The organism is Armatimonas rosea, assembly GCF_014202505.1.
In the GTDB taxonomy this organism is placed as follows: domain Bacteria; phylum Armatimonadota; class Armatimonadia; order Armatimonadales; family Armatimonadaceae; genus Armatimonas; species Armatimonas rosea.
Genome location: NZ_JACHGW010000003.1, coordinates 793,854 through 813,142, shown reverse-complemented (window position 1 = coordinate 813,142; position 19,289 = coordinate 793,854). Strand labels below are relative to the sequence as shown.

The window sequence follows — 19,289 nt, the reverse complement described above, 5'->3', positions numbered from 1 at the left end:
AGTGGTTTATCCCTCTCCCGCCGTGAAGACAACGCGCCGGACTTCCGAGACATCCGTAATCCCGCGTAGAATCTTAATCAGGCCGTCTTCACGCATCTTCTTCATTCCGCCACGGGATGCCCCATCGGTGATATCGCCCAGCGGCGCGCGGCGCACGATCAGGTCGGCGATCTCATTGTTCATGATGAGCATCTCATGGACTCCGGTTCGTCCCTTGTAGCCCGTGTCTCCACAGACATCGCAGCCCCGTCCTCGGTAGAGGGTCACCGGCTGCTCTAGATCGGTGGGATTGAGGCCAAACTCGGGCATGAACTCATGCACCGTGGACTTGCCAAAGTTAAACGGAATCAGCTCTTTCGCGGTCGCCTGGTAGCTCTCTTTACAGCTGGCGCAGATCGTTCGGCCGAGGCGCTGTGCAAGGATACCAATCAGGGTCGCCGCAATCAGGAAGGGCTCCACCCCCATGTCCGCAAGACGCATGGTCGCCGACGGGGCATCGTTGGTGTGGAGGGTCGAGAGAACAAGGTGTCCGGTAAGCGCGGACTCGACAGCGATATCGGCGGTCTCCAGGTCGCGCATCTCCCCCACCATGATGATGTCCGGGTCCTGGCGCAGGAAGCAGCGCAGGGCGTTGGAGAAGTTCAGACCGGCCTTCTTGTTGATCTGAACCTGGGTCACCCCCATCAGCTCGTACTCAACGGGGTCCTCGACCGTAATGATATTGCGCTCGATCTTATTGAGCTTGTGAAGCACCGAGTAGAGGGTCGTGGTCTTGCCGGAACCCGTGGGCCCCGTCACGATAAACATCCCGTTGGGCTGCTCGACCAGCTCTTCGAGAGGCACCATGACCTCGGGGCGGAAGCCGAGGCGCTCCAGACCGATCTGGGTGGACGACTTGTCAAGAATACGCATGACGATCTTCTCACCGTACATCGACGGCAGACAGGACACGCGCATGTCGTAGTCTTTGTTGTTGTGCTTCAGACCGATACGACCGTCCTGGGGAACACGCCGCTCGGCGATGTTCATGTCGGACATAATCTTACAGCGGGCGGCCACGGAGTTCTGGATCAGCTTGGGGATGGGCATCACCTCACGCAGAACACCGTCGATTCGGTACCGGACACGCATGCTCCGGCGGAAGGGCTCCATGTGGATATCCGAGGCCCCCATGTCGATCGCGTTGGAGAGGATCGCGTTGACCATCTTGATGATAGGCGCCGCATCGGCATCCTCACCATCGGCCCCAATCTCATCGTCCTTGCTACCGCCCTTGGAGCTGACAACCTCATCGATCAGGCCTTTGAGGGCGAGGGCTCCCACACCGGGCTGTGGGGCACCACCGCTGGTCGCAACCGCACTACTCGTGGTCGGGGCCGAGAGCGCCGCACCATAGTTCTCTTTGATCGCCGCCTCGATATCGCTGGGCGATGCGGCAAGGGCACGGACAATCGGCACGCGCGACGCGATCTTGATATCGTCGATGGCCGGCACGTTGCGCGGGTCCGCAATCGCCACATAGAGCGTCTGGCCGTCCTTGCGAACCGGGATGGCCTTGTGACGCGTCACCACATTTTGTGGAACCACATTGAGCGCCGATGGTTCTGGTTTGTGCTTGGTGATATCGACAAAAGGCAGCCCCTCGGACTCCGCCCAGCACTTATAGACATCGACCTCCATGGCGAAGCCCTTGTCGATAACGGCCTTGCGTAGGTCGCCGCCTGCCGCTTTGGCTTCCTCTAGCTGAGCAGCCGTGACAAACTGCTTTTCCAGGAGAATGTCAGCGAGACTTTTTCGTGCGAATGACATTTGAGTTAACCCTCCCCGAAGTGATCGTTCTTGAAGGAACGGAAAATGATGCCAGCGGTATCCCGAAATGAGCGCAGATCGGTCGCGGTGGCGGGCTTACTCATCTGGTGTGAATGGTGTCGTTTCAACACTGAAATTTTAACTCTCAAACCTACTCCCGCCGCAGTAAACGTTAGGGTCCGGAACCTGTTTGGTTAGGATAGCCGATTATAACACAGAGGCCTTTTCCAGCGCAATTCAAACAATTGTTTTATTTTCATATTGACAGATCCTGCGCATGCCGATACTATAGAGACAATCACCGACATAATTAGTCGGCGACTAAAAAAATCGGGAACCTCGCCCCCTGTGTTTACGTTTACCAAAAAGACAGACTATGCACTCCTCGCCCTTTGCTTTCTGGCAACAGAAGGCACGGAGCGCTTGGTCGGTCCTCGTGAGATTGCACAGCGCTATGAGATTCCTGCCGAGCTCCTCGCAAAAGTGATGCAGACCCTCGCCAAGCACCGCCTCGTGCTCTCGGTTCCCGGCCCCACCGGCGGCTACCGTCTTGGGCGGGAGGCGACCAGCATCTCGATCGCCGAGATCGTGGAGGCAACCGACGGCCCCTTGGCCATTGCGCAGTGCTGGGAGGAGTCGGGGCTGACGGGCTGTCAGCAGGCACGCAACTGCCACCTGCGCGGCCCCCTTGCCCGCATTCAGGAGCAGATGGCGGAGATCCTGCGCCAGATGACCCTGGCCGAGCTCCTCACCCCGGAGCCACTGCGCGGGAAACGATTTGAGAATGCCGTGCCACTGATGATGGCCCAGGCCCAGAAATAAAACCTACTATGAGCGTCAAACTACCCATCTATCTCGACAACAATGCCACCACGCGCACCGATCCCCGTGTGGTCGAGGCGATGTTGCCCTACTTCTCCGAGGTCTACGGCAACGCCGCCTCGCGCAGCCATAGCTTCGGCTGGGCCGCAGAAGAGGCGATCGATATCGCCCGGGAGCAGCTCGCCAAGGTGATCGGGGCAGACCCCAAGGAGATTATCTTCACGTCGGGCGCCACCGAGTCCAACAACCTGGCCATTAAAGGTGTCGCGGAGATGTACGCGGAGAAGGGCGATCACATCATCACGGTTGTCACCGAGCACAAGGCGGTCTTAGACACCTGCAAGCATCTGGAGAAGGACGGCAAGTCCGTGACCTACCTCGGGGTGGGTGCCGACGGTCTGATCGACCTCGACGAGCTCAAGGCCGCGATCACGGACAAGACCATCCTGGTCTCGGTGATGGCCGCCAACAACGAGATCGGTGTCATTCAGCCCCTGAAGGAGATCGGGGCGATCTGCCGCGAGAAGGGTGTCCTCTTCCACACCGATGCGGTGCAGGCCTATGGGAAGGTCCCGCTCGATGTCAATGACCTGCATATCGACCTGCTCTCGTTCACGGCGCACAAGATCTACGGCCCCAAGGGAATCGGTGCGCTCTATGTTCGCCGCCGCAACCCCCGCGTGAAGCTGACGGCCCAGATCGACGGCGGCGGCCACGAGCGTGGCTTCCGCTCGGGGACGCTCAATGTCCCCGGCATTGTCGGTTTTGGAAAGGCCGCCGAGCTACTGATGGAGGAGATGGAGAGTGAGATCACACGCCTCACCGCACTGCGCGACCGCATGGCACAGACCATCATGGATGCCTGCGATAGCTGCTACATCAACGGCCACGCCACCCAGCGCCTCCCCGGCAACCTCAATATCAGCTTCGAGTTTGTCGAGGGCGAGAGCCTTCTAATGGGCCTCAAGGATGTCGCACTGAGCTCCGGCTCCGCGTGTACATCGGCCTCTCTGGAGCCCAGCTATGTCCTCAAGGCCATGGGCCTGGGCGATGAGCTGGCCCATAGCTCCCTGCGCTTTGGCTTTGGCCGCTTCACGACCGAGGAAGAAGTGGACTGGGTCGCGCGAAAGGTGATCAGCGAGGTCAGCCGCCTGCGTGAGATGAGCCCCCTCTGGGAGCTGCACCTCGAAGGCGTCGACCTCTCGACCGTGAAGTGGAACGCGCACTAGCCTGCCCACCCCCTAGCCCCCGTCCGATGGGGGAACATTACAAGGAATTAATACAATGGCATACTCTGAGAAAGTTATCGACCACTACGAGAACCCGCGCAACGTGGGCTCGTTTGACAAGAACGCGGAAGACGTCGGCACGGGGATCGTGGGCGCACCGGAGTGCGGCGATGTCATGAAGCTCCAGCTCAAGATCAGCCCCGAGGGGATTATCGAGGACGCCAAGTTCAAGACCTTCGGCTGTGGCTCCGCGATCGCCAGCTCCAGCCTCGCCACCGAGCTGGTAAAGGGCAAGACCCTAGAAGAGGCGATGTCTATCAGCAACGCCCAGATTGTCCAGGAGCTCGCGCTTCCCCCCGTGAAGATCCACTGCTCCGTGCTCGCCGAGGACGCCATTAAGGCGGCGATCGAGGACTACAAGGCCAAGCAAGCACTGTCGATCAAGTAAACGCTGATCTCAATCGGCGGAGAAGAAAAATGGAAACGATCCCGACAACCGAACCCATTGTGACCTTAACCCCGGCAGCGATTACCGCGGTGAAGCGCCAGGCCAAGAAGGCAGGTAAGGAAGAAGCCTTCCTGCGCCTTGGCGTGCGAGGCGGCGGCTGCTCGGGGCTCTCCTATGTCATCGACTTTGAGGCCAACCCTGACCCGGAGTTCGATCTGCTCTACCAGCAGGCCGATCTCGGGGTGGTGGTGGACATCAAGAGCGCCAAGTTCCTCAAAGACACGACCCTGGACTACAACATCAAGAACCTGATGGAGGGCGGCTTCGTCTTCGACAACCCCCAGGCCGTGCGCTCCTGCGGCTGTGGCACCAGCTTCACCGCCAAGTAACCTCGCGTGACCATGTCTGAGTTTCTGGACCCGACCGCCTCCTACCTCGAGATTCTCGGCGTGGGGGCGGCGGCCAGCGATGAGCAACTTGCGACCCAGTTTCGCATGCTCTCTCGCCGCTTCCACCCGGACCGTTTTGCCGCAGCCGACACGGCCACACAAGACGATGCCCTGACCTCCACCGCGCTAGTCAACGATGCCTACCGCACGCTCCGCGATCCCTTCTCCCGCGCCGAGTATCTTCTCCGCCGAGAGCGCAGTGTCAAGCTGGGTGAGATGCGCGATGCCAAGCCCCCCAAGGAGCTCTTCGCCACGGTCATGGAGCTACAAGAGGCCCTGATGGAGTTCCAGGATGGCGATGAGAGTCAGCGCAGTAGCTTAGAAGCCGCACGCGTGGAGTTCTCGGAAGCCTACGACGCGCTCAGGGCACGGCTCGGGGAGCTCTTTTTGGCCTACGATGCCGGCGATGTACAGACCGCTCTCGATGGCATGCAGGAAGTGGCGTCCACACGCGGCTATCTTAGGCGCGTGCTGGACAACCTCAACAAGACTCTCGGCTAGGCGCTACTTGTCTACGCGGACGATGCGCCCTTCGACCTTGGCGCTCGTGCCTGCGGGGAGTGCGCGCATCGCTTCGGCGAGGGTGACGGTCTTGCCGCCAGCCACAATCTGGTCTTTTTTCCAGATCTGGAAGTAGCCCTGCTGGCCGTCGGCGAGGGGCTTGGTGGTGGCGAGCTTGTAGGTCTTTTTCGGATCGAGCGGGGCTCCCCCCACCGTGATCTTCACCACGCGCTCCCCCACATCGAAGCTGCCATTGTACTGGAACGTCAGGCCCGACACTTGCAGAAAGCCCGCGAAGGGGGTGCCCGCAAACGACACCGAGCGCTCCAGAGCGTCTTTGAGCTGGCTTCCCCGGATGCTCAGCACCACAATCTCATCCGTAGCGGGGTCTAGTAGCGCCGTGGCGGCCTCGGGGGAGAGCGCCTTGCTCCCCTTGAAGGCAGCGGCGGGCACCAATGCAATCTCGGCCCCAACACTCTGACGAACGGCATCGGCGACTAGGTTACCGGCCTCCGCCTCCCCGAGGCGAATGGCGGTCTTCTCCGACGGCTGTGCCTGCACGGGGAGGCCAAGGCCTCCCAGTGCGAGGGCTGCAAGTACTAGAAATCTAAATCTCGTCGTCTCCATCGGTTGCTTCTCCTGCCGCACCTTTTCCTGCAAACCAGCGCAAGTAGCCTAGCTGTAGCGGCTCCAGGTTACCGTCCATGATCCCGTTGACATCGCTCACCTTGACGCGGCTCCGAAGATCGGTGACCTGCGTGTAGGGCTGAAAGACATAGCTACGGATCTGGCTTCCCCACTCGATTCGCTGCTGGTCGCCGCGCAGGTCCGCCATCTTCTGGTCGAACTTGCGCGCCTCTAGCTCTGCAAGCTTTGCTCTTAGGACACGCATCGCCACCTCTTTGTTTTGTAGCTGGCTGCGCTGGTCTTGGCAGGTCACCACAATATTGGTCGGCAGGTGCGTGATCCGAATCGCGCTACTGGTCTTATTGACGTGCTGGCCCCCTGCTCCACTGGAGCGGTAGGTATCGATCCGAAGCTCTTTGTCGTCGATCACCAGCTCGCTATCGTCCTCGATTGCCGGGAGCACCTCGACCGCTGCGAAGCTCGTCTGGCGCTTGCCATTGGCATTGAAGGGCGAGATACGAACCAAGCGATGGACCCCGTGCTCGGAGCGTAGCATCCCGTAGGCATTGCGCCCCGTGATGAACACGGTCGCCGACGAGATCCCCGCGACCTCTCCCGGAAGCTCCTCATTGACCTCCGCCTGGAAGCCATTGGCCTCCGCCCAGCGCAGGTACATTCGCAGGAGCATCGCGGCCCAGTCACAGGCCTCGGTGCCGCCCGCTCCGGGCTTGATCTCCAGGATGGCATCGTGGGCATCGTAGGGACCGGCGAGCAAGGTAGCGTTCTCCACCTTCTCCATCCCCGCCCCGATCGACAGTACCTCCGCGCGCACCTCGGGCTCATAGGCCTCAGGGTCGTCGTCGGACTCCGCCATCTCGATCAGAACCAGCGCATCGTCCAGCTTGCGCCTTAGCTCTAAGTACGGCAGTACCTCCTCTTTTGCTTTTGCGAGGGCCTGCATGGTCTTCTGGGCGCGCGCCACATCGTCCCAGAGTGTCGGCTCTCCAGCGAGAGCCTCCAGCTGTGCTATTTCTTTGTTTCGACGCGGAAGGTCAAAGATGCCTCCCGATATCGTCGAGGCGCTCCGCAAGCAGGCTTAAATCTTTGGATACATCCGCCAGCATATAGTTTCACCATTAGACGAAAGTACGGGTCGCCGAGATTGCGGCGACCCGTCTGCGCTTATTGTATCATGTAAGGGTTATGCCTCAGGAAGACCCCATTAAACTCTGGCAGCACCTCCATGGTGCCACCATTCATTTTGCCCTCGCTCTTGCTCTTGTCTCCGCTGCCTTTGATCTGGGTAGCAAGCTCTTTGGAAAAAAGGAGTGGCGCACGGTCGGCTTCTGGTCGCTGGTAGTGGCTGTCGCCCTCTCCGTCCCTGCCGTTCTCTCGGGCCTCTGGGGCCAGCTAGGCTGGTTCAAGGCCGATAAGTGGGAGGCCGAGCACCTGCTCTCCCACCGCAATGTCGCCTTAGCAGGCTCCAGCCTTCTGCTCGCGCTCCTGATCTGGCGCGTGCTGACCTCCGACTTTGGGAGCTCGCGGAGCATGCAGGATCGTAAGGGCCAGGGGCACTACCTAATCTATCTCTTTCTAGTTGTCCTGGCGGCAGCCACGATGGGCTACACCGGGTTTCTGGGTGGCTATGTCGCCCGAGGATATTAAATTTTATGCGTCCAAAGATCTTCACGTTTCGCAATTTTCTCCTTGCCCTCATGGCCGTGGGCACCTTCGGGGGGCTGGCCTACTGGGGCTCTAAGGGCTTTCCCCTCCCCTTTGCGGCGGTTCCTAGCACCGCAGGCAAGCTGGCCTTTACCTGGGAAAAAGACGGCCAGACCGATATCTACCTCGCCGACCCCAAGACCGGTGCCACGGAGCGCCTGAGCAACGACAAGGCCCGCGAGGCGGAGCTGGACTTCTCCCAAGACGGCCAGCACCTCACCTTCACGGCAGAGCGCGGCGAGAGCAGTGTCCGACAGGTCTGCCTGACCGAGGCGGCCCCCGGACGAAAGCTCATCGCCCTGACCACGACCCAGTCCACCAAGGAGTTTCCGCAGTTTCGAGGGGAGGGCAAGATCTTCTTTCTCGATAGCGGCAAGGTGGGAAGCACGGCAAAAGATGCCTCCGATACCGATGCGATCTTCCCGACGGTCGAGGGCAAGCGCGATGACCTCAACCTGGAGATGCTCTTTGCCGAGGGCGGGATCAGCCAGTTTGCCACGTCGAAGGACGGTGAGATCATCCTCGCGGCGGTCAAACAGGAGCGCACCCAGATCCTGGCGGTCTACCTGAAGCAAGACAAGACCCTCGCCCTCCTAGGCTCGGCTCATGAGCTCAAGTTCCAGGCACTCAGCGATGGGAGCTTTGTGGTGCTCTTCAACGGCGGCTCCCCGCTCAAAGAGGCGATCCAGCTCCAACCCCCTGCCGAGGACAAAAAAGACGAGGCCCGCGGTGCCCTTGGCGGGCTCTTCAAGATGCTGGCGGACCAGAGCGAGGCGATGGAGGGCCAGTCCTTCCTCGTGCACTTCGACTCCGGCTTCAAGCCCTCCGGGGTCGTGCCGCTCCCCTTTGCCCCGACAAGCTTCTCGGTCGCGCCAAACAATCAGCTCGTGGCGATCGCGGTGGCAGATGGCCCTGCAGGAACCCCCACCGGGCTCTTTGTCGGGAGCCTCAGCCAGCAAGAGCAGCCCCAGCGCCTCACCGAGACCCCGGTCACGTCGGTGGGCTGGTCCCCCGATAGCGGCTCGCTGGCCTATGTCTCGGGCGGTGAGCTACTGGTGATCCCGACCGGGGGAGCCGAGACCCCGACCAACCTCACCAAGGGCGTGGGGAAGGCGGGCTCGCTGGTCTGGTCCCCGGCCAAGGCAAAGTAGTTGCTCCAGCCAGGAGTTTTCGCGAACTCCTGGCAGGTTTACGACGTTGACAAGAACGACGAGAGAAGGGTACTATCTCTCGGTTATCTTCATTCAAAGGATTGTTTAACAAAACATGAGTTCCCCCGAAACCCAGACCCCAGAACCCACGATCTACGACGGGCTTAAAGGCGTTGTTGCAGCCAAGACCCAGATCGCGGAAGTCGATGGAAAAAATGGGAAGCTGACGCTCCGTGGCTACGATATCAGCGAACTCTCTGGCACGGTCACGTTCGAGGAGGTTTGTTATCTTCTCTGGCATGGCAAGCTTCCCAACCGGGCGGAGTACGATGCGCTCCTGGCAGAGATGTCCGCCGCACGCGAGCTCCCGGAGGCAACTCTGGCGACGCTACGTGCCTGCGCCCCACACGCCGAGGGCATGGATATCCTGCGTATCGGTGCCTCGACCCTGACCATTGGGGACCCCGAGTCCGCGTGGCCCATCAACGCCCCTGCCGATGTCGAGAGCGCCCTGCGCCGTGCCGCACGCCTGCAAGCCCAGATGGCCGCGATCGTGGCACACGGCTACCGGCTGGGCAACGGCAAGGAGATTGTCGCCCCCAAGCCTGAGCACAGCCTCGCGGAGGGCTTTCTCTACATGCTGGAGGGTGAGGTTCCCAGCGCGGCTCGTGTCGCGGGCCTCAATGCCTACCTGGTCGCGGTGGCAGAGCATGGCTTCAACGCCTCGACCTTTGCCGGTCGCGTGATCCAGTCCACCAACTCGGACATGGTCTCGGCGCTCACCGGCGCGATTGGTGCCCTCAAGGGCTGGCTCCATGGCGGTGTCCCCGGCCCCGTTCTGGACATGCTCGACGAGATCGGCACCGCGGAGAACGCACAGCCCTGGATCAGTGCCGCGCTGGACCGCAAGGAGCGCATCATGGGCTTCGGGCACCGTGTCTACCAGGTCCGCGATCCCCGTGCCGCCCTGCTCTCCGATGCCGCCGATAAGATGGCCGATGAGACCGGCGACCACCACCTGCTTGACCTGATTAAGGTTGTCGAGCAGACTACGATCGACGAGCTGGAGAAGCGCAAGCCGGGCAACAAGCTCCGCGCCAATGTCGAGCTCTACGCCGCACTAATCCTCCACGCCGTGGGAATCCCCTCCGAGATCTTCACACCGGTCTTTGCGATTGGGCGCACGAGTGGCTGGACCGCCCATATCCTGGAGCAGATGCCCAAGAGCCTGATCATCCGCCCCGAGTCGGTCTACGGTGGTCCGCGTGGGCTGACGTTTGTCCCGATGGACGAGCGCGCGTAGCCCCATGCGCCTGCTCATCACCGGTGCAGGCGGGATGCTAGGAAGCGATGTCGTGGCCGAGGCACAGCGCCGAGGCCACGACATTGTTGCGTTAGCAGGCCGCGCCGCGCTCGATATCACCGACCTCGCCGCAGTCCGCGCCTGTGTCACGACGCACCAGCCCGATGCCGTAGTGAACTGCTCCGCGTGGACCAATGTGGACGGTGCCGAGGCCGAGGCCGACGCGGCCTGGAAGCTCAATGCTCTTGGCGCGGCGCACCTCGCCACCGCCTGCGCCCAGACCCAGAGCTGGCTCGTTCAAGTCTCCACCGACTTTGTCTTCGATGGCGAGAAGGGCAGCGCCTACCACGAGTTCGACCCCGTGAACCCCCAGAGTGTCTACGGCGCGAGCAAAGAGGCCGGTGAGCGTCTTGTCCGCACCGCCCTCCCCGACCGCCACATGATCGCAAGAACCTCGTTTCTCTACGGCAAGAGCGGCAAGAACCTTGTCGATACCATTGTACGCGCCGCCCAGTCCCGCCCCAGCCTGACCTTTGTGGAGGACCAGATTATCAGTCCCACGTCCACGGTCGACTTGGCAACCACGCTCCTCGACCTCGCCGAGACTCCCCTCGCAGGCACCTACCACACCACCAACGCCGGCCAGTGCTCGCTCCTAGAGTTCGCTCGGTTTATCGTCGCCGAGGCGGGCCTCGCCACCCCGGTCAACCCCACCACCTTCGCGGAGTATGTCGCCAGCGCCAAGCCCGCTGCCAAGCGCCCCCGTGTCTCGCCGCTGGAGCGCAAGATGCTCGCTCTGCGCGGCATGGACACCTTCCCAAGCTGGCAGGATGCGATCCGCACCTACCTAAAGAGCTAGGCAATCTCCCGGCACGTAACAAAAAGCCCCCTCCGACCACCAAGGTCAGAGAGGGCTTTTCCACTTTATTCCCCCGCTCGGCGGGGGTTAGGGGGTTACGCAAACAGCGAGAGGCGGTTTTTCCAGCGGGCGTCGGTGAAGCCATCATTGACGGCCTCGCGGCGCAGCTCCAGCACCAGCTCCTGGCCGCCACGGGCGGTGTGAAGGGTGGCACGGGTGACGGTCCCCCCATCGGGGAGGTTCTGGGAGTCCAGCTTGACCGACGGCTGCTCCATGCCACTGCCGGTGCGGACACTGATGCCCGCGCCATTGTGGACCACCACCTCCAGCGCCGGCTCGTGGGTGCTGCCCACCACAAGACGCATCCGAGTGGCCTCAGGGGCATCCGTGGAGACCGCCTCAAGGGCGATTCGGGGCTGATCGGCTCCACCGGTTGAGGAGGGCGTGATGGCACGCATCCCACGCATCGCGTTCATCGCCATGGCCAGCTCTAGAGAGACAGGGGGAACCCCCACCGCAGGAGCGTTACTGGTCGCGGCGCGCATGGTCATCTCGCCAGGACCTGTCTGGAACATATCAATTTGCATATCAAGAGCCGACCGGTTCGCCTGAGGCGCGACACTGGCTGCAAGCGGAGCAGCCGCAACGACGGGAGGTGCCAGCACGGGCGGTGGCGCAAAGGCCGGGGCCGGAGCCGGGGTGTAGGCGGGGGCCGCAGCCACAGGAGCGGGGGCAGGCTGGACATAGACCGGAGCCGCAGGAGCAGGCGGAGGCACCTCGACAGGCGCAACCGGGGCAGGAGCAGCGACCACCGGCTCGGGCTGGGGCACCACCGCAACGGGTGTGGGAGCGACCGTCGGCCAGACCGGTGCCACCATCACAGGCTCGGGTGCAACCACCACAACGGGCTCGGGAGCCGGGGCGGGCGCTACGGGGGCTTCGGCAGCCATCACCGGGACGGGGAAGACCGGCACCACCGGAATTGAAACGGACTCTCTCTCAACAACAGGCACGGCTTCCTCCAGCTCAGCGACCGCTACCACCGGAGCAACGGGCACAGGAATCATGATCTCTTCTTCAGCCACCACAACCGCTTCGACAGGCTCGATATGCGGCACAACGAGCTCAGGCACGGCAACCACCTCGACCTCAGGCTCTGTCTTGGCCACTTCGGTCTCTGCCTCGCTTGGGCCTTCGACAATCGTCAGGATCGGCTTTGGTGCCTCTGCGGTCTCTTCCACCGAGGGCTCCTGGTTCGTGGCGACACTTAAAAAGGGAATCGGTATGGGCACCCCTTCGCCCCCACCCCCGAAGTTCCCCATCGGAAAGGCAACACCCACAGGAGCAGCACCCTCGCTCACCGTCTCGCCTTCGTCCGACGCGACATTAAAGGACGGAGGCAGCGGGATCCCGATCCCCATGGGCTCTTCTTTGCGCTCAGGCTCGGGGCTAGGAGTTGTGTCTCGCCGTCGCCATCCCTGAAGAACGGCCTCGAGGTCTTCCACACCAAAGCCACCCGCAGGCGCGGTGCTCTGGTCATCGTCTTGTTTTTGTGCTGCTACACTCATGGACTTCCCATCTGAATCGTTTACTTCCACCTTCGCATTGTCAATCGGAACAGAAGGCGGGACTATTGGACTAGTTTCGCTCACCCTAGGGGACGGAACCTCTACGGTAAGAACATTGTTACCAAGGATTTCGGTTTCTTTCTCCGGCTTCTGGAGGGTAACTTCTGGCAGAGGCACGGCCATGGACCGGGAGAAATCCCCCAGTGTCAAGCAGACCGCTCCCAGAAGCGATGCCTCACGGCTCTCCAGAATCCCAAGTGCCTTGCGCGCCGCGCTGGCCTCGGTCTCACCCAGCCCCACCACAAAGACCACCCCATCGGTGTGGGAGAGGACATGTCGGCCGGGCTCGTGGCTCAGGACATAGGGTGTGTCGAAGATCACCACATCGGCAAGACGCGGCGCGATGGAGCGGATAAAGCGCTCCAGCCGCTGGTGCGAGCCGGTGGGGCTGAAGAGAACACTGGCATCGTGGGTCAGGGTATCGCCCACGGGCAGGAGCCGCAGGCGAGGAATCGTTGTCTCTTGCAACACCTCCGAGGGGGAGGTCACCGCCATGGCGAGCAGGTCCAGTAGACCGGGCTCCTGCGACGCAAACTCCCCCCCAAAGATGCGGTGCTGACGCGGGTTGCTCGACTCCGTATCCACCAGCAGGACGCTCCGCCCCAGCCGCGTGGCCGCGATCGCCAGGTTCGCCGCCACCGACGAGCGCCCCTCACCCTCGCGGGTCGATGTTACCGCGATCGACACCCGAGACGCCTCGCCTTGCCCCGCTTTCAAGAGGATACTCTCCATCAAGTGGGTGTAGGCGATCTCAAGCCTCTGGGCCCCCGCACTTGGTTGCGGAAGCTCCCCCAGCAGGGGGATGCCCAGCTCTTTTTTTGCTTTCTCGGCGCTCTCCAACCGGCGCCCACGCAAACCAGGAATTCGCATTACTCCAAACCTACCTTGTGCCCCGACATGCGGGCTCCCTCGTATTATTGGCAGTCACGCCTTAAATTTTCACCCAAACTTCTGGTCGGATGGGCCGGGCCACCCTACAATAGGCCCTATGACCATCCGTCTGGACTACGGCAGAGCGGGACTTCCTGTCGATTTCACACACCACAGGGTACAGCACCAGCTCGGGCTCTCGCCGGCTCCCCCTCTCGAAAACCCCGCGCAGGCTGTCCGGGAGGCACTGCTCGCCGCCCAGCTCCCCGAGAAGGCGCGTGGGAAAAACTCCGCCTGTATTGTGATCTGCGACTTTACCCGTCCTGTTCCCAATACGCTAATTTTAAGCCAAATAATTCCGCTCCTTGGCATTCCCCTACCCCAGATCACGGTCTTGATCGCCACAGGAACCCACCGCGCCAGCACGCCCCAAGAGCACCTTGATCTGCTCGGGGAGAAGCTCCTGCACAGCGGGATTCGGGTGGTGGACCATGACTGCGACGATCCCATGACCAACCGTTTTGTGGGCACGAGCCCGCAGGGCCTGGAGGTCTTTCTGGACACACACTGGCTCGATGCGGAGCTTAAGATCACCGTCGGGCTGATCGAGCCGCACTTTATGGCGGGGTACTCCGGGGGACGAAAGCTCGTGATGCCGGGGGTGGCGGGGCGCGCGACCATCCAGGCCTGGCACTCGCCGCAGTTCCTGGAGCACGAGAACGCCCGCAATGGGATGCTAGACAACAACCCCGTCCATGAGGAGAACACCGCGATCGCCGCCCTGGCCCCCGCGGATCTGATCTGTGATGTCACCCTGGATGAGCAGCGGCGGGTCACAGGGGTTTTCTGTGGGCACTGGATCGACGACTGGCGGCGCGGGACGGAGTTTGTGGCCCAGCAAGCACGCCCTCTGATCCCGGATTTTGTGGATGCCTGTGTCACCAGCGGCGGCGGCTACCCGCTCGATGCGACGTTCTACCAAGTGGTCAAGGGGATTGTGGGGGCCTACCCCATTGTCCGCCCTGGTGGCACCGTGATTATCGCCGCCGAGATGCAAGAGGGAATCGGGAGCGCCCACTTCCGGGAGACCCTGGAGACCAACCCCGACCTAGACGTCCTGGTAGCACGAATGAGTGCGCCCGGCTGGACACCCCTCCCCGACCAGTGGCAGGTGGAGATGCTCGCCCGTGCGTGCCGCCAGCACAAGGTGATCGTGGTCACCGAGCCCGCCCGCGCCACTGAGCTCCGTGGCTGCCATATCGATGCCGTGGGGAGCATGGACGAAGCACTTGCCCGGCTCCCAAAGACGGCGACCCTGGCGGTGATTCCCAAAGGCCCCTATGTCATTCCTGCTGTAAAATAGACAAAAACGAGCCTGTCCATGCCCACTCCCCCCACCAAAAGCCCAGAAGAGATTCGCGCCCTCATGGAGAGCGCCCCACAGCCGGTCAAGAACGCCGCAACACTCCTCTTTCTCTATGCCTGTCTCAGCTTTCTCCTGGTCGTGATCACCGCGATCCTGACCAAGTTCTGGCTGATTCTCCTGACAGGCTTGACTGCCTTTCTCTACCCCGTCTTGCTCTCGGGGCGGCTCTATGAGAGGAAGAAATGGTCGTATTTCGTGGGCGTCGTGGGTGGGTTCTACTACGCCCTTCGCCTTATCTGGGTGCTCCCCCATCCCCCGGCCAAGCTTATGATTCCCTACGGCCTCTACGCGACCAACCAGTGTATCGGGGCGGTCTTTGGACTCCTGGTAGCGGGGACACTTCTCCTGCCCGAGGCACGCGCGTATTTTTTCCCAGCAAAACAAACGCCCGTTTGATATACTAGCGGCGTGCTCATCACCGAGATCGAGGTCCGCTCCGTGGTCACGCGCCAGAAAAACCCGGGGCGGATTCCCTTTGATATCACCATCAATCCCTACCGCGGCTGTCTGTTTGGCTGCGCGTACTGCTACGCCAGCGAGTTTGTCTACGAAGACCCACAGAAACGCGCGGCGTGGGGGCAGTGGGTGGAGGTGAAGAAAAACGCGGTCGATGCCCTCCAAAAAGAGAGCCGCAAGGTCACCGGCCAGCGCGTCTTTTTTTCATCGGCGACCGACCCTTACCAGCCTCTGGAGCGGCGCCTGGGCCTGACCCGTGCCTGCCTGGAGGTCTTGCTCATGGCCGCGCCCGCCCACCTGCATATCCAGACCCGCTCGCCCCACATCACCCGCGATATCGAGCTCCTCCAGCGCTTTGGGGAGAGCCTGACTGTCGGCTTCTCGATCCCCACCGACAGCGACATCGTCCGCAAGGTCTTCGAGCCCCGGGCACCGTCGATCTCCCGCCGTCTCAAGGCCGCGAAGGAGCTACACGAAGCGGGAATTGCGGTCAGTGCCTCGGTTGCTCCGCTCCTGCCCTGCACTCCCAAGCGCCTCGCCCGCCTGCTCGCTCCCGTCTTCCCCGAGGCCTGGGTGGGAGGAATGAACTTCCACCTCAAGGAGACCGAGCTCCGCCAGCTCTACACCGAGCGCGGCTGGGAGCACTTTCTCACCCACGCCCACCGCCTTGAGGTAGAAACAGCACTCTGGGAGGCAGGCCTGCTCCCCTCCCCGCCACGTGGTACGATAGCCGCACGGTGAGCGGAAAACGAATTGTCATCAAGCTAGGGACCTCAACTCTCACGGGAGGGGGAACTCGGCTCTCGCGGCGGGCGATGCTGAGCATTGCCGCGCAGACAGCGGAGCTTTTGGAGGCGGGACACGAGATCACCCTGGTGTCGTCGGGGGCGATGGCGGCGGGACGGGAGGCGCTGGGCTTTACCAAGCTCCCCCCCCATATCGCGGGGAAGCAGATGCTCTCCGCGATCGGGCAGACCCGGCTGATGCAGTTCTGGGCCGAGCTCTTTGCCATCTACGAGCACACCGTGGGACAGGTCCTGCTCACCCGCGGCGACCTGGCGCGGCGCAGTGGCTATCTCAATGCCCGCGATGCCCTCGATGCCCTGCTCGCTGCGGGAGTGGTGCCCATTGTCAATGAGAACGACACGGTCGCCACCGACGAGATCCGGGTCGGGGACAACGACAACCTCTCGGCGCTGGTCGCGAACCTCACGGATGCGGATCTCTTGATTATTCTCTCCGATATCTCTGGGCTCTACACCGCCGACCCGCGCAGCAATCCCGAGGCGCAGTTTCTCGCGGTGATCGAGCACCTCGACGAGAGCCACTTTGCGATGGCGGGGGGGAGCGGGAGCGCTCTGGGAACGGGGGGGATGACCACCAAGCTCCAGGCCGCGCAGCTCGCCGGGCAGAGCGGGACGACTACCGTGATCGCACCAGGCACGACTCCTAATATCCTGTGTCGGATTGTCGCGGGAGAGCCGCTTGGCACCACGATCCTGCCCCTCGCTACGCGCCGAGAGAGCCGCGAGCGCTGGCTCCTGGCAGAGCGCCCCCAAGGTGTCCTGCACGTCGACTCGGGTGCGGTTCGCCGGCTCCGACAAGGCGGGGCTAGCCTGCTTCCTGTGGGCATCACCGAGATTGAGGGGAGCTTTGACCGCGGGGACGCCATAAAGCTCCTAGCCCCCAATGGCTCTGCACTGGCGGTGGGGCTGGCGGCCTACAGCGCCGATGAGCTTCGCCAGCTCAAGGGACGCTCCTCGCGCCAGATCGCCCACGTGCTGGGCTATACCTTCGGCGATGAAGCGGTCCACCGCGACAACTTAGTCCTGCTCTAGCACCACGGTAAACGGTCCACCGCCCTGTTCGGGCAACCACCCGGCCACTCGTGCCTTTTGGATCGCCTCCGCAACCCGCCCTGGTGTGGCAATGGCGTGGGGAACGGTCTTCGTGTAGCTTGAGCCATCGGGAAGAGCCACAACCGAGGTCGCACGATTTGGCCGAGGCGCACCAAGATCAATCGTGAGGATCGCTCCCCCGCTCTCGGGAATGACAACAACGTTCAGGTTTTCATCGAGGTGATCTTCATCACGCTTTATCTTCCAGAGATAGTCCACTCCGTCCACTCTGAGCGTGCGCATTCCCCGCTTAGAGACTGCCATCGTAGTGTGCTCCTACAAAACTTCCGGTGAGCCGCGCCGCGACGACGCCCTCGCTCACCACCTCGACCGCCAGGGTCAGCCGTCCGCGGCCCTTGCGTGTCACCATCGCCAAGAAACGCCTCCACTCGGCCTCGCTGGGGGCAGCGCAGGTGGCGACAAACTCTCCCGTTGCGGGCAAGAGATACTCGATCTGGCTAGACTGCACCACGACCCGCGCCGTGATGTCGGCTCGGCGCAGCCCCGTGTGCACCACCGCCCACGCCGCCAGGGTCGCCAGCGACGCCAGGCTCCCCCCAAAGACCGTCCCCCGGTGGTTGGAGTTGGGCGGAAGCGGCGCGGCCAGCACTATCCCTGTCTCATCGCACTGGAGCACGCGGAGCGCCATCGCGGCGGTCAGGGGGATATGCTCGTGGAGATAGGCCTCTAGCTCGCTCGCGCTCACCGCCGGGGCTTTTCCTTCCAGGCAACCACCGCGTAGGCATCCGCCGCGCTGGTCACCGCCGCAAAGCCCGCCTCATGCAGGCGCTTGACCACGCCACGGGTGACCGTCGCGCCGTGCTTGGAGTTGGGGTCCCCGATGTAGTGAAAGAGCCGCCCACGCCTGGAGAGCACCCGAAATGCCTCTCGGTAGAACGCGCCAGAGTAGAGATCGCCGGCGAGCTGCATGGTCGGAGGGTCGTGGACAATCAGATCGAAGGCCGCGTCGGAGAGCTCCTTGAGGACGGTAAATGCATCGCCACTCTTTCGCGTGATATTGGACTTGGTAAACAGTGGCTCCGACCAGGGGTTCTTCGCCGCCATCGCCTCCACACCGGGGTCCAGCTCGATCACCGTGACATGGGCGGCGGTCTGGGCGGCTCCGATCGCGGTGTAGCCGAGGCCCATACAGGTGTCCAGCACGCGCCCCGTGATCGGCTGGCACGCGGCGAGCTTTTTCTGCGTGTCTTCCCAGGGGTCGACATGCTTGGTGCGGTGCATCGGAAAGCCCGCCACCAGCACGGTCGGGGCACCGTCGGGCTGCCCCCAGAGCGAGACCGCACGCCGCGTCGTGGGAGAAAAAATATACGCCCGCTCCAGCTTACCGTCGTCGGTGACCGTGAAGCAGCCCGTGTCGTGGTCCGCCACTTCTTTCACCGCGTCCCAGGCCACCCGCGGACCGTCGGGGAGCTGCACCCCCGCCTCGCTTAGTGCCACCGTGCAGTGGGATTTATTGAGATCCAGGGTCGTCTCCAGCTCGGTGACACCTTGGTCAAAGGCAACCAGCCAGGGAAGCGCCTGCCAGCGGCAGATAATCGGGCTCATCGTGTAAAACTCCAGGAGAGGGCCTGTCCGCCCTCGTAGGGCATGACCCCATGAAACGGGCGCGGGTCGCTATCAAAGACCAGCGGCAGAAAGTGCCTGTCGCCCGGCCAGAGTGGGAGCTCCCCATTTAGCAGGCTTGCGAGTGGCTGCCAGCTCAGCGAGCCTTCGTCGTTGCCCGCACCAATATCGCCGGTGAACGCGGTGATGATAAAGATAAACCCAAACCAGTCCTCGCCGTTCTTACCAAATCCCGGCCAGGAGATCGTCCCCCGCAGAACCAGCTCGGTCGCCTCAATCCCCGCTTCCTCAAGGAGCTCACGCTTCATCCCCGCCGCGACATCCTCGGTGGGTTCGAGCTTCCCTCCCAGCCCGTTGTACTTACCCAATGCCGGGTCTTCGGGTCGGGCGTTGCGGTGGATCAGCAGCACTTGCTGGCGGTCGGGCGAGAGCACATAGCCAAGCGTGGCCAGAATCGGTGTGTAGGGCATTTAGCGCCCCCCCAGCCCCCGTCCAGCGGGGGGGATA

The 19,289-nt window shown here is 62.5% G+C and carries 21 protein-coding genes; 13 read left to right on the top strand and 8 right to left on the bottom strand.

Annotation, left to right across the window (positions count from 1 at the left end; all coding sequences use genetic code 11):
• Positions 1-6 precede the first annotated feature (6 nt).
• Complete coding sequence (locus tag HNQ39_RS18735; RefSeq protein WP_184200011.1) at positions 7-1,809, bottom strand: GspE/PulE family protein; 1,803 nt, start codon at positions 1,807-1,809, stop codon at positions 7-9.
• Between the two features lie 348 nt (positions 1,810-2,157).
• On the opposite strand from HNQ39_RS18735, the gene HNQ39_RS18730 reads away from it, so the two are divergent.
• The 5 genes from HNQ39_RS18730 to hscB are packed head-to-tail and all read left to right on the top strand — an operon-like array spanning position 2,158 to position 5,258.
• A complete protein-coding gene (locus HNQ39_RS18730) occupies positions 2,158-2,631 on the top strand; it encodes an Rrf2 family transcriptional regulator (protein WP_184200008.1) in 474 nt (157 codons plus the stop codon).
• Between the two features lie 8 nt (positions 2,632-2,639).
• Positions 2,640-3,860 (top strand): IscS subfamily cysteine desulfurase, encoded by a 1,221-nt coding sequence (locus HNQ39_RS18725; RefSeq protein ID WP_184200004.1) that lies wholly within the window; start codon positions 2,640-2,642, stop codon positions 3,858-3,860.
• Between the two features lie 55 nt (positions 3,861-3,915).
• Positions 3,916-4,308: a Fe-S cluster assembly scaffold IscU gene (gene iscU, locus HNQ39_RS18720; protein ID WP_184200001.1), complete on the top strand. Its 393-nt coding sequence runs from the start codon at positions 3,916-3,918 to the stop codon at positions 4,306-4,308.
• A 29-nt stretch (positions 4,309-4,337) separates the two neighbouring features.
• Positions 4,338-4,697 (top strand): HesB/IscA family protein, encoded by a 360-nt coding sequence (locus HNQ39_RS18715; protein WP_184199997.1) that lies wholly within the window; start codon positions 4,338-4,340, stop codon positions 4,695-4,697.
• Positions 4,698-4,709: 12 nt separating this feature from the next.
• Entirely contained in the window at positions 4,710-5,258 is a 549-nt protein-coding gene (gene hscB, locus HNQ39_RS18710; RefSeq protein ID WP_184199994.1) for a Fe-S protein assembly co-chaperone HscB, read from the top strand.
• 3 nt (positions 5,259-5,261) lie between these two features.
• Here hscB and HNQ39_RS18705 read toward each other — a convergent pair whose 3' ends face one another.
• Both HNQ39_RS18705 and prfB read right to left on the bottom strand, forming a co-directional pair.
• Positions 5,262-5,885, bottom strand: coding sequence for a 5'-nucleotidase C-terminal domain-containing protein (locus tag HNQ39_RS18705; RefSeq protein ID WP_184199991.1), 624 nt, complete (start codon positions 5,883-5,885; stop codon positions 5,262-5,264).
• A protein-coding gene (gene prfB / locus HNQ39_RS18700) for a peptide chain release factor 2 (protein WP_184199988.1) occupies positions 5,866-7,009 on the bottom strand; the annotation gives its coding sequence in 2 pieces (ribosomal slippage) (positions 5,866-6,939 and positions 6,941-7,009; 1,143 coding nt in all). The genes HNQ39_RS18705 and prfB overlap by 20 nt, the downstream gene beginning before the upstream one ends.
• A 79-nt stretch (positions 7,010-7,088) precedes the next feature.
• On the opposite strand from prfB, the gene HNQ39_RS18695 reads away from it, so the two are divergent.
• From HNQ39_RS18695 to rfbD, 4 genes are all read left to right on the top strand, one after another.
• On the top strand, positions 7,089-7,550 hold the full coding sequence (locus HNQ39_RS18695) for a DUF2231 domain-containing protein (protein ID WP_184199985.1): 462 nt from the start codon (positions 7,089-7,091) through the stop codon (positions 7,548-7,550).
• 5 nt (positions 7,551-7,555) lie between these two features.
• On the top strand, positions 7,556-8,758 hold the full coding sequence (locus HNQ39_RS18690) for a TolB family protein (RefSeq protein WP_184199982.1): 1,203 nt from the start codon (positions 7,556-7,558) through the stop codon (positions 8,756-8,758).
• Between the two features lie 115 nt (positions 8,759-8,873).
• A complete protein-coding gene (locus HNQ39_RS18685) occupies positions 8,874-10,061 on the top strand; it encodes a citrate/2-methylcitrate synthase (RefSeq protein ID WP_184199979.1) in 1,188 nt (395 codons plus the stop codon).
• 4 nt (positions 10,062-10,065) lie between these two features.
• On the top strand, positions 10,066-10,920 hold the full coding sequence (gene rfbD / locus HNQ39_RS18680; RefSeq protein WP_184199976.1) for a dTDP-4-dehydrorhamnose reductase: 855 nt from the start codon (positions 10,066-10,068) through the stop codon (positions 10,918-10,920).
• 95 nt (positions 10,921-11,015) lie between these two features.
• Here rfbD and HNQ39_RS18675 read toward each other — a convergent pair whose 3' ends face one another.
• On the bottom strand, positions 11,016-13,418 hold the full coding sequence (locus tag HNQ39_RS18675; protein WP_184199973.1) for a tyrosine-protein kinase family protein: 2,403 nt from the start codon (positions 13,416-13,418) through the stop codon (positions 11,016-11,018).
• A 118-nt stretch (positions 13,419-13,536) separates the two neighbouring features.
• On the opposite strand from HNQ39_RS18675, the gene HNQ39_RS18670 reads away from it, so the two are divergent.
• Genes HNQ39_RS18670 through proB form a run of 4 tightly spaced genes read left to right on the top strand, consistent with a single transcriptional unit; the run spans position 13,537 to position 17,138 of the window.
• Positions 13,537-14,781, top strand: coding sequence for a nickel-dependent lactate racemase family protein (locus tag HNQ39_RS18670; protein WP_184199970.1), 1,245 nt, complete (start codon positions 13,537-13,539; stop codon positions 14,779-14,781).
• 18 nt (positions 14,782-14,799) lie between these two features.
• On the top strand, positions 14,800-15,240 hold the full coding sequence (locus HNQ39_RS18665) for a hypothetical protein (RefSeq protein WP_184199967.1): 441 nt from the start codon (positions 14,800-14,802) through the stop codon (positions 15,238-15,240).
• Between the two features lie 12 nt (positions 15,241-15,252).
• Positions 15,253-16,041, top strand: a complete 789-nt coding sequence (locus tag HNQ39_RS18660; RefSeq protein ID WP_184199965.1) for a radical SAM protein — start codon at positions 15,253-15,255, stop codon at positions 16,039-16,041.
• A complete protein-coding gene (gene proB, locus HNQ39_RS18655) occupies positions 16,038-17,138 on the top strand; it encodes a glutamate 5-kinase (RefSeq protein WP_184199962.1) in 1,101 nt (366 codons plus the stop codon). Before HNQ39_RS18660 ends, proB begins: the two co-directional genes overlap by 4 nt.
• Here the strand turns inward: proB and HNQ39_RS18650 are convergent.
• Genes HNQ39_RS18650 through HNQ39_RS18635 form a run of 4 tightly spaced genes read right to left on the bottom strand, consistent with a single transcriptional unit; the run spans position 17,124 to position 19,252 of the window.
• Positions 17,124-17,462: a hypothetical protein gene (locus tag HNQ39_RS18650; RefSeq protein WP_184199959.1), complete on the bottom strand. Its 339-nt coding sequence runs from the start codon at positions 17,460-17,462 to the stop codon at positions 17,124-17,126. The genes proB and HNQ39_RS18650 overlap by 15 nt on opposite strands.
• A complete protein-coding gene (locus HNQ39_RS18645) occupies positions 17,449-17,904 on the bottom strand; it encodes a YiiD C-terminal domain-containing protein (protein WP_184199956.1) in 456 nt (151 codons plus the stop codon). Before HNQ39_RS18645 ends, HNQ39_RS18650 begins: the two co-directional genes overlap by 14 nt.
• Positions 17,901-18,764: a methyltransferase gene (locus HNQ39_RS18640; protein ID WP_184199953.1), complete on the bottom strand. Its 864-nt coding sequence runs from the start codon at positions 18,762-18,764 to the stop codon at positions 17,901-17,903. Before HNQ39_RS18640 ends, HNQ39_RS18645 begins: the two co-directional genes overlap by 4 nt.
• The gene (locus tag HNQ39_RS18635; protein ID WP_184199951.1) at positions 18,761-19,252 is read right to left on the bottom strand and encodes an NUDIX hydrolase; all 492 of its coding nucleotides are present in this window, start codon (positions 19,250-19,252) and stop codon (positions 18,761-18,763) included. Before HNQ39_RS18635 ends, HNQ39_RS18640 begins: the two co-directional genes overlap by 4 nt.
• Between the last annotated feature and the right edge of the window lie 37 nt (positions 19,253-19,289).

Excerpts from the sequence above, each read along its gene's own strand:
- HNQ39_RS18735 (WP_184200011.1), bottom strand. The coding sequence starts at position 1,809 with ATGTCATTCGCACGAAAAAGTCTCGCTGACATTCTCCTGGAAAAGCAG.
- HNQ39_RS18725 (WP_184200004.1), top strand. The coding sequence starts at position 2,640 with ATGAGCGTCAAACTACCCATCTATCTCGACAACAATGCCACCACGCGC.
- iscU (WP_184200001.1), top strand. The coding sequence starts at position 3,916 with ATGGCATACTCTGAGAAAGTTATCGACCACTACGAGAACCCGCGCAAC.
- HNQ39_RS18715 (WP_184199997.1), top strand. The coding sequence starts at position 4,338 with ATGGAAACGATCCCGACAACCGAACCCATTGTGACCTTAACCCCGGCA.
- hscB (WP_184199994.1), top strand. The coding sequence starts at position 4,710 with ATGTCTGAGTTTCTGGACCCGACCGCCTCCTACCTCGAGATTCTCGGC.
- HNQ39_RS18705 (WP_184199991.1), bottom strand. The coding sequence starts at position 5,885 with ATGGAGACGACGAGATTTAGATTTCTAGTACTTGCAGCCCTCGCACTG.
- HNQ39_RS18695 (WP_184199985.1), top strand. The coding sequence starts at position 7,089 with ATGCCTCAGGAAGACCCCATTAAACTCTGGCAGCACCTCCATGGTGCC.
- HNQ39_RS18690 (WP_184199982.1), top strand. The coding sequence starts at position 7,556 with ATGCGTCCAAAGATCTTCACGTTTCGCAATTTTCTCCTTGCCCTCATG.
- HNQ39_RS18685 (WP_184199979.1), top strand. The coding sequence starts at position 8,874 with ATGAGTTCCCCCGAAACCCAGACCCCAGAACCCACGATCTACGACGGG.
- rfbD (WP_184199976.1), top strand. The coding sequence starts at position 10,066 with ATGCGCCTGCTCATCACCGGTGCAGGCGGGATGCTAGGAAGCGATGTC.
- HNQ39_RS18675 (WP_184199973.1), bottom strand. The coding sequence starts at position 13,418 with ATGCGAATTCCTGGTTTGCGTGGGCGCCGGTTGGAGAGCGCCGAGAAA.
- HNQ39_RS18670 (WP_184199970.1), top strand. The coding sequence starts at position 13,537 with ATGACCATCCGTCTGGACTACGGCAGAGCGGGACTTCCTGTCGATTTC.
- HNQ39_RS18665 (WP_184199967.1), top strand. The coding sequence starts at position 14,800 with ATGCCCACTCCCCCCACCAAAAGCCCAGAAGAGATTCGCGCCCTCATG.
- HNQ39_RS18650 (WP_184199959.1), bottom strand. The coding sequence starts at position 17,462 with ATGGCAGTCTCTAAGCGGGGAATGCGCACGCTCAGAGTGGACGGAGTG.
- HNQ39_RS18640 (WP_184199953.1), bottom strand. The coding sequence starts at position 18,764 with ATGAGCCCGATTATCTGCCGCTGGCAGGCGCTTCCCTGGCTGGTTGCC.
- HNQ39_RS18635 (WP_184199951.1), bottom strand. The coding sequence starts at position 19,252 with ATGCCCTACACACCGATTCTGGCCACGCTTGGCTATGTGCTCTCGCCC.